The 15,273-nt window shown below is 38.2% G+C and carries 9 protein-coding genes; 5 read left to right on the forward strand and 4 right to left on the reverse strand.

Going from position 1 to position 15,273, the window contains the following annotated elements; genetic code table 11:
- Positions 1 to 9: 9 nt before the first annotated feature.
- Together ACFOWA_RS01560 and ACFOWA_RS01565 are read left to right on the forward strand one after the other, a co-directional pair.
- The gene (locus ACFOWA_RS01560; protein WP_378981119.1) at positions 10 to 3,186 is read left to right on the forward strand and encodes a ligand-binding sensor domain-containing protein; all 3,177 of its coding nucleotides are present in this window, start codon (positions 10 to 12) and stop codon (positions 3,184 to 3,186) included.
- Positions 3,171 to 3,989: a response regulator transcription factor gene (locus ACFOWA_RS01565; protein WP_154282713.1), complete on the forward strand. Its 819-nt coding sequence runs from the start codon at positions 3,171 to 3,173 to the stop codon at positions 3,987 to 3,989. The genes ACFOWA_RS01560 and ACFOWA_RS01565 overlap by 16 nt, the downstream gene beginning before the upstream one ends.
- Before the next feature lie 27 nt (positions 3,990 to 4,016).
- Here the strand turns inward: ACFOWA_RS01565 and ACFOWA_RS01570 are convergent, their stop codons facing one another.
- Positions 4,017 to 5,213 carry a Gfo/Idh/MocA family protein gene (locus ACFOWA_RS01570; protein ID WP_154282714.1) on the reverse strand — a complete coding sequence of 399 codons (1,197 nt, stop codon included), beginning with the start codon at positions 5,211 to 5,213 and terminating at the stop codon, positions 4,017 to 4,019.
- Positions 5,214 to 5,848: 635 nt separating this feature from the next.
- Between ACFOWA_RS01570 and ACFOWA_RS01575 the strand changes: the two genes are divergently transcribed.
- Positions 5,849 to 6,097 (forward strand): hypothetical protein, encoded by a 249-nt coding sequence (locus tag ACFOWA_RS01575; RefSeq protein ID WP_154282715.1) that lies wholly within the window; start codon positions 5,849 to 5,851, stop codon positions 6,095 to 6,097.
- A 284-nt stretch (positions 6,098 to 6,381) separates the two neighbouring features.
- Here ACFOWA_RS01575 and ACFOWA_RS01580 read toward each other — a convergent pair whose 3' ends face one another.
- Positions 6,382 to 7,098, reverse strand: coding sequence for a DUF4397 domain-containing protein (locus ACFOWA_RS01580; RefSeq protein ID WP_154282716.1), 717 nt, complete (start codon positions 7,096 to 7,098; stop codon positions 6,382 to 6,384).
- A gap of 318 nt (positions 7,099 to 7,416) precedes the next feature.
- Here ACFOWA_RS01580 and ACFOWA_RS01585 point away from each other — a divergent pair, with 318 nt between their 5' ends.
- Positions 7,417 to 8,355: a glycosyltransferase gene (locus ACFOWA_RS01585; protein ID WP_154282717.1), complete on the forward strand. Its 939-nt coding sequence runs from the start codon at positions 7,417 to 7,419 to the stop codon at positions 8,353 to 8,355.
- Positions 8,356 to 8,773: 418 nt separating this feature from the next.
- On the opposite strand, the gene ACFOWA_RS01590 is transcribed toward ACFOWA_RS01585, so the two are convergent.
- Both ACFOWA_RS01590 and ACFOWA_RS01595 read right to left on the reverse strand, forming a co-directional pair.
- Positions 8,774 to 9,550 (reverse strand): response regulator transcription factor, encoded by a 777-nt coding sequence (locus tag ACFOWA_RS01590; protein WP_154282718.1) that lies wholly within the window; start codon positions 9,548 to 9,550, stop codon positions 8,774 to 8,776.
- Entirely contained in the window at positions 9,540 to 12,716 is a 3,177-nt protein-coding gene (locus tag ACFOWA_RS01595; protein ID WP_154282719.1) for a ligand-binding sensor domain-containing protein, read from the reverse strand. Before ACFOWA_RS01595 ends, ACFOWA_RS01590 begins: the two co-directional genes overlap by 11 nt.
- A 230-nt stretch (positions 12,717 to 12,946) precedes the next feature.
- On the opposite strand from ACFOWA_RS01595, the gene ACFOWA_RS01600 reads away from it, so the two are divergent.
- Positions 12,947 to 15,157 (forward strand): alpha-N-acetylglucosaminidase, encoded by a 2,211-nt coding sequence (locus tag ACFOWA_RS01600; RefSeq protein ID WP_154282728.1) that lies wholly within the window; start codon positions 12,947 to 12,949, stop codon positions 15,155 to 15,157.
- Positions 15,158 to 15,273: the final 116 nt, after the last annotated feature.

The raw sequence follows: 15,273 nt of genomic DNA on the forward strand, positions 1-15,273 counted from the left end.
ATATTCATTATGCCAAATATTAAAAAAACCGTATTGCTTAGCATTTTTTGTTGTATTGCTGCAATTAGTTTTGCACAGCCCTATTACTTTAGGCATTATCAGGTTGAAAACGGCTTATCCAATAATACAGTTCTATGCGCTGCGCAAGACAACCAAGGATTTATGTGGTTTGGAACCAAAGACGGATTAAACAGGTTTGACGGTTACCAATTTAAAACATATAGACATGATACATCTCAGCAAGGGAGTTTGGGAAATGATCTGGTTTACGAAATACACAAGGATGCAGAAAATCATTTGTGGATTGGAACCAATAGTGGGGTCTATCTTTATTTGCCAAAGACAGAAAAATTTCAGGTCGTAAAGGGGACAAAAGGGCTACGTATAAATGACCTGGCAACAGATGATAATGGAAATTTATGGATAATCTCCCTAAGGCGAACTTATCGATACAACATTTCATCACAAATATTACATGAACTGAAAGAAAATGCAGCCTTTGAGGCTACATCGGTTTCCAAAATGGGCGATGGCAGTATCTGGATAACAACTTTGATGGGTACCATTGAGCAATATGAACCAAGAAAGGACCGCTTTAAGTCATATTACGTAATGGATAAGTCAAATGCAAAAGAGAATAGTTGGGCGACAAAAACTTTAGATTTAGGCAATAATGATATACTGGTCGGGACCGCTAATCAGGGCATCAGGATATTTAACCGAATAACCGGCCTAAGCAAAGCCCTGCTTACATATAATGAAACAAAAACTTCAATTTATGTTAGGGACATGATTAAAGTTTCTGATAATGAGTTTTGGATTGCATCTGAATCTGGAATCTATGTTTACGATCGAAATAAAATGGTCCATTTGAGTAAGCAATATGGGAACATCTATGCATTATCAGATAATGCTGTGTATTCCCTTTTAAAGGATCGCGAAAATGGCATTTGGGCTGGAACTTATTTTGGTGGATTGAACTATTGTTCGAGTCAGTATTCGATTTTCACAAAGTACTTCCCTCAGAAAGGTGTAAATTCAATTAGTGGAAGTGATGTGAGGGAAATTTGCAAAGACGGTTATGGTAATTTTTGGATAGGAACCGAAGACGCGGGATTGAATATGCTAGATACCAAAACCGGTTTATTTACAAATTACCTACCGGATGAGAAACCTTCAAGCATTTCTCATTCTAATATACATGGACTACTCATTGATGGGGACAGTTTGTGGATTGGAACTTTTGAACATGGCCTTGACATTTTGGATATCAGAACAAAAAAGGTCATCAAACACTATACACCGGGAAAAGGAAATTCCTTGCGGAATGGATTTATCTTCACCTTTTGTAAAACAAAATCTGGAGATATTCTTTTGGCCACGATTGTAGGTTTGTATCGCTATAACCGCGCAAAAAATGACTTTGAACTAATTGATGGGCTACCATTAATTTCTTATACTACTATTACTGAGGATAGCCGTGGAAACATTTGGGCGGGTTCACTCAATCATGGCCTTATTCGGTTCAGACTTGGTAAAAAAGCATTCGTTCAATACCAATACGACGAGAAACAATCGTCTAGTCTTTCCCACAACACCATTAATGGTATATTTGAAGATAGCAGCAAAAATTTATGGGTGACAACAGATGGCGGAGGGCTTAATCGCTTTAATGTTAAAAAAAATGGTTTCGACATCATCAAGGTGAAAGATGGGCTGCCGAGTAATTTTCTCTTTAAGATTATTGAAGATGATGAAAAAAATCTTTGGATAGCAAGCAGCAGAGGCCTAATAAATTTTAACCCAGCGAGAATGTTGATTAAGGTTTACTCTCGCTCGAGCGGTTTGCTAACCGATCAATTTAACTATAGTTCGGGCTTTAAAGATAACAATGGGTACATTTATTTTGGAAGTGTAAAAGGCTTAATCAGCTTTAACCCCAGATCATTTAAAACCACTAACACTCAACCGCCACTAAAAATTACCGGATTCCAGGTTGATAATGAGGAAATCAGCATTCAAGACAGCTCGGTTTTATTTGAATCCATATTAAGCACGAAAAAAATAGTTCTAAATGATACACAGTCTTCATTTAGTATCGATTTTGCAGCAATCAGCTTTCTTTCTCCAGAAATGACTCAATACGCTTACCGGATGAAAGGCATTAGCGATGATTGGAATTACCTAAAAACCAATCGAAAAGTTTACTTTACTAAGCTATCGGCTGGTCATTATGTTTTCGAAGTAAAAGCGTTAGAAAACGGAAGTATCACTTGGACTTTCGATAATCCCCAATTAGCCATCACCATACTACCGCCATTATATAGAAGTCACCTTGCCTATTTTATCTATGCCATTTTAATATTGTTATTTGTATTGTATCTTTTTAGGTTCTATCACCTGCGAATGGCGAACAAGACTAAACAAAGAATGGAGCGCTTCGAGTACAACAAGGAGAAAGAAATCTACCGCGCTAAGATTGAATTCTTCACCAATATTGCTCACGAAATCCGAACCCCTTTAACGTTGATAAAAGGACCTATGGGTGATTTGATTAAGGATGCTTCAAGTGTGCCATTTATAGAGAAAAAGCTAAGAATGATGGAACGAAACACGGATCGACTTTTCAACCTCACCAATCAGTTGCTTGATTTTCGTAAAACAGAAGTTAATGGATTTTCTTTGAATTTTGTGAAGGCTAATATTTCAGGAGTCCTGCATGAGATTTTCACTATTTTCCAACCTGTTGCTAGAGAGAAGAATCTGACCTATAGATTGATTGTTTCCTCGGCAGATATAGAAGCATATATTGACACAGAAGCGTTCTATAAGATCATAAGTAACCTTATCGATAATGCAATCAAATATAGCGACACACTAATTGAAGTAAAATTATATCTTGCTGAGGATAAGATGGACGTATTTCAGGTTTCAGTAGCAAATGATGGAAAAACCATTCCCGATAATCTCCACACAAAGATATTTGAACCTTTTTTTAGGGCGACTGAAACGCAAATGAAGCAGGGAACAGGAATTGGCTTATCCCTAACTAAATCGCTAACTGAATTACACGGGGGTAATATAATTGTGGTAAATAATGCCTACGGACATAACCTCTTTGTTGTCGAGTTGCCGATACACCAATTAATCGAATTTAACCTAAAAGGTAAATGGAAAAGAAAATAATCCCTAAGCTAAGTATCTCGGAAACAACGGAGGACAAATTTGTTATTTTGCTGGTAGATGATGAAGAAGATATTTTAGAATATGTGGCAGATTTACTTTGCGAAAAATACCATGTGTTAACAGCAGCAAGTGGAGAAGAAGCCCTGGAACGACTCCATCAGGAAATCATTCAGCTAGTAATTAGCGATGTGATGATGCCAAAGATGGACGGTTATGAACTGTGTGAGAAAATTAAATCTAATTTCGAGTACAGCCACATACCTGTAATACTGCTTACCGCAAAAACTGGTCTACAGGCAACGATTGATGGGTTGGAAATGGGTGCTGATGCATATGTGGAAAAACCATTCCATTCGGATTTCCTGCTGGTTCAAGTCGCCTCATTACTCAAGAACAGGAATAAAATAAAAGCGTACTTTGCAAGCTCGCCGCTTATCCATATCAAAAGCATGGCCTATACCAAAGGTGATGAACTTTTTCTTGAAAAACTTCAAAACCTAATTAATGACCGAATTGATGACCCTGGATTAAATGTTGATTATCTCGCAGACAGAATGAATATGAGCCGACCAACACTATACCGGAAAATAAAATCTATCTCCAACCTTAGCAGCAATGAGCTCATAAGCATCACCAGGCTAAAGAAATCTGCTGAATTACTCAGCCAAGGCGTGCTGAAAATATATGAAATTTCTCAAATGGTTGGTTTTAGTTCTCACAAACATTTTGGGAGAACTTTTTTCAAACAGTTTGGAATGTCTCCAAAAGAATATGTACAATCCAGACAGGTAAGTGGGCATTAGCAGGTTGTTAAATGCTTAAAAGATTATTTACACGTCAAAGTCCTTATTCCAAAGAATCTTTTTTTTGGTATATAGCGCCTCATTCGCCAGATGAACGCTTATAGCAGTTCTTGCGCCAGTTAGTACATTGCTGTCCGGAGTTGAGCCGTCCAGGATACGCTTGTGAAAATCTTCAAATGCATAGACTGTACCATCCAGTGGCTTTTGCAGTAAAATAGGAAAACCCCCATCTTTATCCCAACCAATTTTGCTCGCACCTGTTACACCATCTATAATTTCCTTCGATGGCTGGGTCTTTTTTTCTGGATAAAACATTCCTTGGTCAATTAATAAAGATACTGTTCCAAGAGTGCCTTTAATTTTAAAAAGGTATCCATCTCGTGCATTACCACACATTGAACCAAAGTTTCCGATAAGTCCGATTTTGGAATATCTTAGCATCACTTGGACATTATCATATGTCTCCCTTCCATCCTTGTAGACATCAATGCCACCTGTGGCAAAAAATTCGTCAGGGTGTGTATCGAAAAGCCAGTTTATGAAGTCAATTTGATGGGACAATAATTCAGCGACCAGCCCCCCGGAATAAGCCTTGTACATCCTCCAATTCACAGCACGCTCAAGATTTTTGTTTGGAACTTCTCTACGCCAACTGCCATTCCTGTCCCATCTGCAGTCCACCTGGGTAATCTTTCCCAAACTTCCCTTCTCAATCATCTCCTTCACGCGATAGTACAATGGAGAATAGCGGTACTGGTGCCCAACTTGCAGAATTTGCCGTTTTCTACCTCTCATTAAGCCAACTAGATTAATAGATTGCTGAATATCGTAAGTCATGGTTTTTTCCAAATAGAGGTGACATCCGCTTTTGATAGTTTCGACCGCGATGGGATAATGCAGATATAATGGTACGGCAATCACAACCGCATCAAGTTTTTCAGAACTTAACATTTGACCGTAATCTTTATATGTTTTCCAGCTCGCACTTCCGCTAATTTTTTTAGCACTCTCTAACCGGAAATCAAGAACATCACATACTGCTATGATTCGATACTTATCTGGCATTTTGTTAAGAATGTGTATTATTCCCTTTCCGCGGTCTCCACAGCCGATAATTGCTATACGAATTGGAGGCACCTCAAGATTAACTGCGTTTAGCTTATTGGCAGCTAGTAATCCTCCAGCAAGTATGCTGCTATTTTTCAAAAAAACTCTTCTCTCCATTTAAAATATCTCTTTGAATTTGTAATTGTATCAGAACAATATTTTTAGTAAATTATATAACACCAAACCCTCATGATCATCCATAACTAAATGAGACAATTTTTAAATGGTTAACGTTAGGATCATATCTTTAAATATTTCAACTGGCAAATTAAAATAAAATAAATTTTGGTTTTGCTCATTTTTTAGCAATTCCGTCTCTATATCAGTATTTACTTCCACCAGGCTTGCATTCAGTACATAGCTAACACTGCCTTAAAAGCTGTTCCTAACGAATACACCAACTTCTTTAGCTTATAATCGTCACAATAAATTACATCTCCAACCATTATTTTTTTGACTTTATAATTGATGTGGTCTTGAATGAGCAAATGACATGGTGCCATTATCAATTATTATTCCGCGAAGTAGCATGTTCTTGATTAATTTTCTAAATCCACATCGATCTCAAAACACTACCTGTAAGCTTTTTAACTTTCAGGAAGATTTTAATCTCTAAAAATTTCGTTGGTACTTACCAACCTAATATCATCAATAGCTTAGATTTTCTTGGCAACTTTGGTAATCAACCAAAATCAATAATTAATAGTCAGTTAGCAAATCATATTGACCGCCTTCGACATTTAAAACTAGTTATGGAAACCAAAAAAACAAAGAATAAAGTCCTGAAAGTAGACAAGAAATTTGTATCACAATTGCCAGAAAAAGACTTAGACCATTTTAGCTTCAAAGATTGTTTAACAAAACAAAATGATGCGGCATCAATCAATCCAAAAGATTTTACTTCCCAAAAATGTCAAAAACACACTCAAGGAGACACAAAACAATTGGAAAATAGTGAAAACAATATCATAAAAATAAAGAAGATAAATTACCAAATTTAATAGTTAAAATCATTGTTAAATCCACTCTCGAACAATTATAGGGAAAAGAAAGCAATTAGATATTTAAGATTCAGCGATAAAAAACAAAGTGAAAATTCGATAGAGAGAACATATATTACCAACTTTTTTATGCAGAAATACTACGTATTTTAATTTCTTTTAGACCTCCCTATATTTTCAAACTAACTTTTATAAAGGGTGGACTCATGATGAGCAAACGCCTTGATGTAAAAAAAAGCCTGGGGCAAAGCAGCTCCAGGCCTAAGTAGGAAAGAATTTTATCCTTAGTGTGCTGAAACCTTAAGGCTTATTTTCTGAGTATCAACTGTCGTGGCATTTAATCCTTTAGCCCAAACCGAATAGACAAATCCTTTTTTAAGCTCTACATCAGGCAAAGTAGATAGTACTTGTCCCGTGGCTTTGTCCTTCAAGAGTAGTGTGGCTTTTGCATTATCAGTTATGTATTTAAACGGAGTAGCTGTCTTGAAGGCCCTGTCACTAAACGTTGTGGTATCACCTTGTATTTCTAAATTATAAGATGGCGCATCGGGGGAAAGGTTGATAAACCGAACTTGCGCCTTTTCAGTATTCCTTTCCAAAAAGGCATCTTTTAACAATAGTACGTCTGCTGTCTGAGACTGATTAACCAAGAAAAGTGAATAATATACGCTTTCGGATAAGTCTACCTCTTTGTCTATCAACGTTGCCGAAGCATTTGCTGTAGTGACTTTTACCATTCTTTTACCAAGGAAAGCTTCCACATAATTGAGTTTATTGCCAAATGGTAGACCTTCGATGTTCACTTTTTTACCTCCCAGATAAAAATCAAGTGGTGTCGCATCGGGAAGAGCATTAAATACAGAAACCGCGCAAATTGGCTGTAGTGGCTGGTTATCATATTTTTTACAGCTATAAAAGATAGTAATTGTTGAAAGGGTTAAAAATGCAAAGAATAAATTTTTTCTCAATGTTTTCATGCCGATGTTTTTCGTGTTGTTCATGTGAATTTTAATGATTTAGTTTTAAGCTAAAACGCAGAAACTTCATTCAACGCAACAGGTCAATTAATAAAAATCTGAAATCTATGAACCTAATCTTTTTCTGTAGCGTAAAAGATTAGATAAAACTAAAGCAATTCTTATTTACTCTAAATTTCTTTAAAACAAAATGAGCACTATAATGGAAAAATTCAAGGACGCTGTTGCGTTTAGACCATTAAAACCGTTCAGATATTAATTCTACAAGACAGATGCCTTTTGTTTCAGTTGCGTGGTTAAAATGGTTCCATCAAAAATTAATATAATAACATTTAAATAATTATGATAAGTCTGATAATTGCCTCAGCAAATCCAGAGTATTTAAAAAAACTTAAAGACAACATTGCCCAAACTATTGGTGTGCAATATGAGCTGCTTATTACTGACAATAAAAATCAGAAAAAGGGCCTTTCACAAATGTATAATGAGGCAGCAAGCCTTGCTAAATTTGAGCTTTTATGCTTTATGCACGAAGACATCGAATATATGACCTACGGTTGGGGACGGATTTTAATTGACACCTTTGCCTCGCGTACCATCGGTCTTTTGGGCGTCGCAGGTTCGACCTACAAGTCTTTAACTCCTTCAATGTGGGTAGCAGATGGAATACTTGGGGATCCAGTAAGGGTAAATATGATCCAGCATTTCAAGTACACCTCTGTCAGCCCTATCCAACACCGGATAAATCCTCTGAAAGAACAATTATCTCAGGTAACTACCATTGATGGGGTATGGATGTGCATGCCCAGGTATGTATTTGAGCAGCATCGCTTTGATGAAGAACTTCTACCCGGTTTTCACGGTTATGATCTTGATCTGTCCTTACAAATTGTTGGCTCCTATCCGATATATGTTACGCATGAAATTTTGATAAGCCACTTTTCAGAGGGTAATCCTGGAAGAGATTGGATGGATACGATTCTTAAAGTACACCAAAAACACCTTGCAAAACTGCCTTTGAATTATGCTAAACTACCCCAACCCATAATGCGAACAAGTGAAAAAAACGCACTTAAAGTGTTGCTTTTAGACCTTAGGCGATTAGGTTATAGTCTCCCTTTTCGACTAGCTATTATGCATCGATTTAAATTTTACAAAGTTTTATCAGTTATTGAATTCATAAAATTTTATCATAAAATTCTGTTCAACAAACTTGTTCAAAAGAAAACAGGCAATTATAAAATATCAAATGAAGCTATACCAAATGAAATAATCTGTTAGGCAACCAGCGCTTCAGTAGCAGTCAATTTGCCCACGCTTTATCTGGAGTTTAAGGGTTGTCCCTGGGCATCCCTACAAATTAATTTGTCATCTTTTTTCTCTTACCATGATATAAAAAAGCAAAGGCCTTGGTATTATAATTGTGTTTTTGAGTGAGTTCATCATAATGAGGGGGGTTATGCGACATCGTTGTTGTGATTTAGGTTTTTGGTTTTGGTGGTCAGATTTTAGTTATCTATATATGAGCCCAATTAATTGATAAAGGTGCTGATTCTATTAAATTACCAAAGTTTCGAAGAAAAATTGTATGAGCCATTGAGCTTCAACAGAGATGATACCCGTTAGAAAAATTAGCTGTTATATTTCATTTGGCTGTATCAGATTACCTCCATTAAAAGATTGGGAATCTGTTGGTAGGTTACTCATCACGAATTGCTTTGGGTAACGATCCGGCATATTCTAATGCATTCATTTTATAGTATTTGAAAAAATTACGACTAAATAAACTTTGTGAACTATAGCCGACCATCACACTAACTTCGTACAAGGTATACCGATTCTCTGCAATAAGGCTTGCCGCTTTTTTTAGCCGTGTAATATCGATAAGCTCCTTTGGTGTCAGTGAAGATAAGGCTTTAACCTTCCTGTAAAAGGTTGGCCGACTCATGAACATATGATCGGCAAGGCTAACCATATCAATATTTGGATTCTTAAGATTTTTTCGAATGTATTCATCCAATTTCTGAAGAAAAATCTCATCAGCTTTTGAGTGGGCCATCACACGCACATCTTCGAAGGGAACGCTGGCGAAATGATCTTTGATTTTTGTACGGTTTAGTAGCAAACTGGCAACCTGTATTTTAAGGAGTTCTTCAGAAAAGGGTTTTGGAATATAGGCATCTGCCCCATGTTCCAGTCCTTCAATATGTGCACGAATACCATTCATTGAGGTTAACAGAATGATAGGTATATGGCAATAAGCAACATCTGACTTAATTAATCGACATAACTGGAAGCCATCCATTCCAGGCATCATTACGTCCGATATGATAAGGTGAATCACCTGTTCATCTAATAATTTTTTAGCTTGCTCGGCATTTGTTGCAAGGTGCACGAGGTAATCTTCTTCTAAAATATCCTTGAGAAGGATTAGTAAATCCTGATGGTCATCAATGACTAAAATACTATTTTTCATATACATCAATCTTTTTCCAGACTCCTAAATTAAATTCGTATCGCTGGTGTATGGGTAAGGTTAAAACAAAAATAATTTTATCTGTTTTGCCTGAGGTTAAGCTAAGGGTTCCCTCATGTAGGTCTGTTAGAGATTTGGCCAAAGGAAGGCCAATTCCAGTTCCCGGTTTATCGGTAGTTTTGAGCCTGAAAAATGGTTGGAAGATCTTCTCCTGGTATTCCTCGGGAATCGATTTTCCGTCGTTTTCAAACGAAACGGAAAAATACGCTCCTGCTGCAGGATGCAGGCTGATTTCAGCTCTGGAACGTGCGTACTTTATGGCATTACTAATTAAGTTATTACATATTTTAATAAATGCTTCTCGGTCTACAAAAGCGGTAAAGCTCTTTTCCGGTAGATTAACATTGAGGTTGATGTTGTTCTCGATCGCAAGATCCTGAAATGAGTCAGTAATTTCCAGAATTGATTGGCTGATTTCAACATTGACAAAATTCAATCCAAATTGTTCAATCTCGGTCTGACGGAAATCTAACAACTGGCTAGTCAAATCTACTAGGCGGGTAGTGTATTTATTAATCATTAATAGGCTTTTATTTAGCCCTGGGTGGTCTTCTGTCTGTTTTAATAAGCGAGATACAGGCACACTTATCATGGTTAGGGGAGTCTGAATCTCATGGGCAATATGAGTAAAAAATTCAATCTTCGCTTGATAAACCTCTTTTTCCTTTTGATGTTCAAACAGCTTCAATTCTGCCATATTTCGCTTACGTTGATAAGCGTGGTATTGACGCATCAAAAAATAAGCGATTGAAAGAGTAAAAATTACATACAATAAGTAGGCTGTTCCGCTTCTCCAAAAAGGTGGCAGGACTTCAATATATAAACTGCGTTCTTTACCCGCCCACGTTTCTACATTACTATTCGCCTTTACAGTAAGGGTATAACGCCCTGGGGAAAGATCTGTAAAATAGGCTTTACGGGTTGTATTAGAATATGTCCATTTTCGGTCTAATCCATTCATCCGATACTGGTAACGGGTGGCTTTTGCGGAACTAAAGTTCAAAGCAGCAAATTCAATACTAAAATTGCGCTGGCTGGGGCTGAGTATGAGGCTATCAGTATGGGTGATTGATTTAATCAGCGGACTATTAACATCACCGGGATTAACTTCATTGTTATTTATCTGTAGACTGGTAAAATAAGTTTCAGGTGCTCGCTCCCTTTGATGCAATTGCTTAGGGTCAAAAGCTATGAGCCCTTTGACCGAGCCGAAATACAATCTACCTTGGGCACTTTTAGATGCAGAATTAAAATTAAATTGATTGGTAATTAAGCCATTGGCCTGGGTATATACTTTTATTTGGTAGCTAGTCAGGTCCAGACACACCAGGCCATTGCTCGACCCTATCCACAATCGCCTGTTATCATCCTCCATCATCCCATGAAGGACATTGCTTGGCAATCCATTCCTGGTAGTGAATTTTCTGAAAGTTTTACGATCCGGGGCCAAACGAATTAAACCAGCACCAACTGTTGTGAACCATATCGCGTGAGAGCTGTCTTCCAGAATGAAATGTACTGATGATTCATTTTTGGGGTCACCAAACACGATTTTACCATGACGTCCAGTCTTAGGATTGATATAGACGGTGGTTTGGGACTTCAAGCCTGCCCATAACATTCCTTGGTGATCCTGAAGAATATGATATATTGTACTCCCTAGGGGAATTTGCTTAAAACGAGTAAACTTTTTTTTATTTTTATGATAGCGGTATAAGCCGCCATAGTCACCTGTTGTTCCCAGAACCAGATTGCTGTCTCTCATCAGGCACATGCTTAAAACAAAATCACTACCATCCTCACCAGCTTCATTCACGATTTTATACCGTTCCCTGATCTGTCCTGTTCTCTTATCCATAACCTGCATACCATGGTAATATGATCCAATGAAAAGTTCATTTCCGGATCCCAGCAGGCTATGGATGTTAGAATAAAAACCATTATCTAATTTCGGATTAGATAGGTAATTGGTAATTTCCTTTGTTCTGATGTCTAAACGGTTTAGTCCTGCATCTTCGGTTCCGATGTATAAAAATTGGTTTTGATCATTCCATAATTCGCTGACCGCGTCTCCCGAGAGACTGTTTTTCAGTGGTATTGAGTAAAATTTTTCAAATTTTGCATTCTGCTGGGAGTGATAATTCAATCCGCCGAAATATGTGCCTACCCACATATCACCAGCCTTATCTTTATAAACCGAATAAATTGCATTATCTGATATTGCAAAAGGGTCGCCTAGTTTTTTTACGGATCTAGACAGGAGATGTTTTTTCAGGTCATAAATGTACAGCCCATTTTCGGTAGCTATCCAATATTCATCTCCTTTGCTCCTGCAGATGTCTCGGACCATCACCCGATTATCGGTGCCGTTGCGAAGAGGGATAGTATCAATTTGTTTCGTTCTGGAGTGGTAGGTAATAAGACCCTGCTTATGTCCGATAAATGTTAAATCTTTACTTATTGGGTAGATTTCAGTGATCGCCCGCATATTTGGAGCGGTATCTGTACCAATTATTCGTGTTTTGGTAATGGCTTTGGTTGTGGTATTGCAGGTGAAAAAGATTCCGTCATAATTACCAAGCAGCAAATTACCATCAAAGTTCAACGCTATCCGAGATACATGTATTTTGAGATCTTCTATTTTATTGGTAGTCTGGTCATAACAATATAAGCGGTTCTGCCCGAGTAGCCATACCTTATTTTGGCGATCGATCACAAAGCCATTAATGTAAACCTGAGGCGCCACGCTTAAAGATGTGAGCACCTCTGTTAAAGGATCATATTTAAATATCCCTCTGCCGGTACCTATCCAAAGTATGCCTTTTTTATCTTCACAGATAGAGGTAATGAAATTATTCCAGAGGTTACCACGCTGGCCGGTCCGGTTGTTAAAAGATTTGAATGAGTAACCATCAAAGCGCATCAATCCCCCGCGGGTACCTATCCAGATAAAGCCATAATGGTCCTGGGTAATGCTACTGACTGAGTTATTGACTAATCCATCATCTGTTTCAAAATGCTTGAAGTAATGAGGCTGTCCCTGAGAAGGAAATGGAGCTAAATATAGCCCTAAAATCGTGCAAAGAATTAATAATATGCGGCTCATAGGTGGTTATTTCAAATATAATTGAATTTCCATGAAATGTCAGCTATTTGAAGAAAAATGAGTTGTGTTAATGGCTAGTGTTTTTGCAATAGCGATGAGAAAGGGATGCTTAAAGCCTTTTTTAAGTTGTTACCTTAAAAATTTGAGACGATTAGCCTAACTTTTGAGCAAAGCATGCTGTGGATTCCCTATTATATTTGGTGTGACCAATAATTTGTATGAGCCTCACAATGACTGTTAAATCTTTCCTATTCACTTTATTTATGTTTGGTCTTTTGCATTCAGTAAAAGCGCAAACGACTGTTGATTCTTCCATCGCGCTGATTAAACGGGTCTTACCTGCCCATGCTCATCGATTCAGAGTGGAGACACTAAAATCAACCAAAAGCACAGACCGCTTTGAGCTGGAGAGCCGAAATGGGCAAATCATTTTAAGGGGAAATAATGGGGTATCTATAGCTTCAGCGCTATATCACTACATTACTGAGTACGCCGGGGGCCAGCTGACCTGGAATGGCAGTAATCTAAAGATGCCGTCAAATTTACCTATGCTCAAGCATAAAGTGATTAAAGAAACGCCCTATAATTTTCGTTATTATCTAAATTACTGCACTTTCAATTATACTATGAGCTGGTGGGACTGGCCCAGGTGGGAAAAGGAAATTGACTGGATGGCCCTACATGGGATTAATATGCCACTGGCGATTACCGGTCAGGAGTATACCTGGTACTTAGTATACAAAGAACTCGGTTTTAGTGATCAGGAGCTAAAAAACTTCTTTACTGGTCCGGCCTACTTGGCCTGGTTCTGGATGGGAAATATGGACGCTTGGGGCGGACCATTGCCATTACGATGGATGAAAAGCCATATGGAATTACAACAAAAGATTCTTACCCGTCAGCGCGCGCTAGGCATGAAACCTATACTGTCAGCATTCACTGGACATGTACCGCCCGCTTTTTCGAAAAAATTTCCCAATGCAAAACTTAAGACAACCAATTGGAATAATGGATTTGCTGATAATTACATCCTTGATTCAGAAGATCCTTTATTCAACCGGATAGGTAAAATGTTTCTAAAAAAGCAAACTGAGCTTTTGGGTACTGATCATTATTACTCGGCGGATACTTTCAACGAGAATGAACCTCCAACCAATGAACCTGAATATCTGGGCAAATTAAGTGCACGCGTATATGATGCAATGCATCAGGCAGATAGCAATGCGGTTTGGGTGATGCAAGGCTGGCTGTTTTACGCGGACCGTAAATTCTGGGGCAAAGCGCAGACCGAGGCTTTACTTAAATCGGTACCGGATGATAAGATGATTATCCTTGATCTTGCAGCCGAGGTAGAGCCGATATGGAAGCGTACAGAAGCGTTCTATGGGAAGCCTTGGATTTGGTCGATGGTGAATAATTTTGGTGGAAATACCAATATCTTTGGACGAATGGAGGAGGCTGCAACTGGCCCTTCCAAGGCGCTCCAGAGTACTCAGTCTGGTAGATTAACAGGAATAGGACTCACAATGGAAGGTATCGAACAAAATCCAGTCATTTATGAACTCTTCACAGCCAATACATGGACAAGGGATAGTATTAACTTAAACGAGTGGCTGCCAAAATATGTCCGCAACCGGTATGGTACAGTCAATAAGCAGGGGCTGAAAGCCTGGAGCGTACTTCGGGGTACGGTCTACACAGTACCTAAAGATAAATACATTAGGGATGGGGCGGAATCAATTTTGCAGGCCAGGCCGACTTTAGATTCTACAACCCAATGGACCAAGACTAAACTCAATTATAATCCGAAGGATCTCCTGCCCGCCTGGCATGCACTGGTCGCTGCCGCAGATGAGTTAAAAAAAAGTGAAGGTTTCCGTTTTGACTTGATAGATGTGAGCAGGCAGGTGCTGGCCAACTATGCGCTGGTCGTTCATCAGAAATGGGTCACGGCTTACCGGGCAAAAGACGCGCAAAAATTTAAATTATATAGTGATGAGTTTATTAGCCTGATCGAAGATATGGATGGAATGCTAGCATCGCACCCGGATTTTTTATTAGGCAAGTGGGTGGCACAAGCCCGCAGGTGGGGCAGTACTGATGAAGAACGAAACTTATATGAGCAGAATGCTAAAAACCTGATTACCCTTTGGGGAGACAAAGACGCTATTTTACATGAGTATGCTTGTCGGCAATGGAGCGGGCTGTTGAATGATTATTACAAGCCTCGCTGGACACAGTTTTTTTCTGCACTTAGCTTAGACTTGCAGGGTAAAAAATCTTTGGATAACAAAGCTTTTACACGGCAAATTAAGGTATGGGAGTGGGAATGGGTAAATGCCAGAAAAGATTATCCTGTTGCAGTTCAGGGAAATACCATTGACCAAGCTAAAAAGATATATACCAAATATAGCAAAGTCATAGACGGCAGTTATCAATAGGATATGGTTATTCAATTTTTGGACTCGTATCTTCGCTATAATGAGACGATTAAGAAAATGATTGAGCAAAAGTAATCCGCCAAACTGCTTTAATTTGAGTTATAAACCAAATATCA

The sequence above is a fragment of the Pedobacter lithocola genome (assembly GCF_042650845.1).
Taxonomy (GTDB): domain Bacteria; phylum Bacteroidota; class Bacteroidia; order Sphingobacteriales; family Sphingobacteriaceae; genus Pedobacter; species Pedobacter lithocola.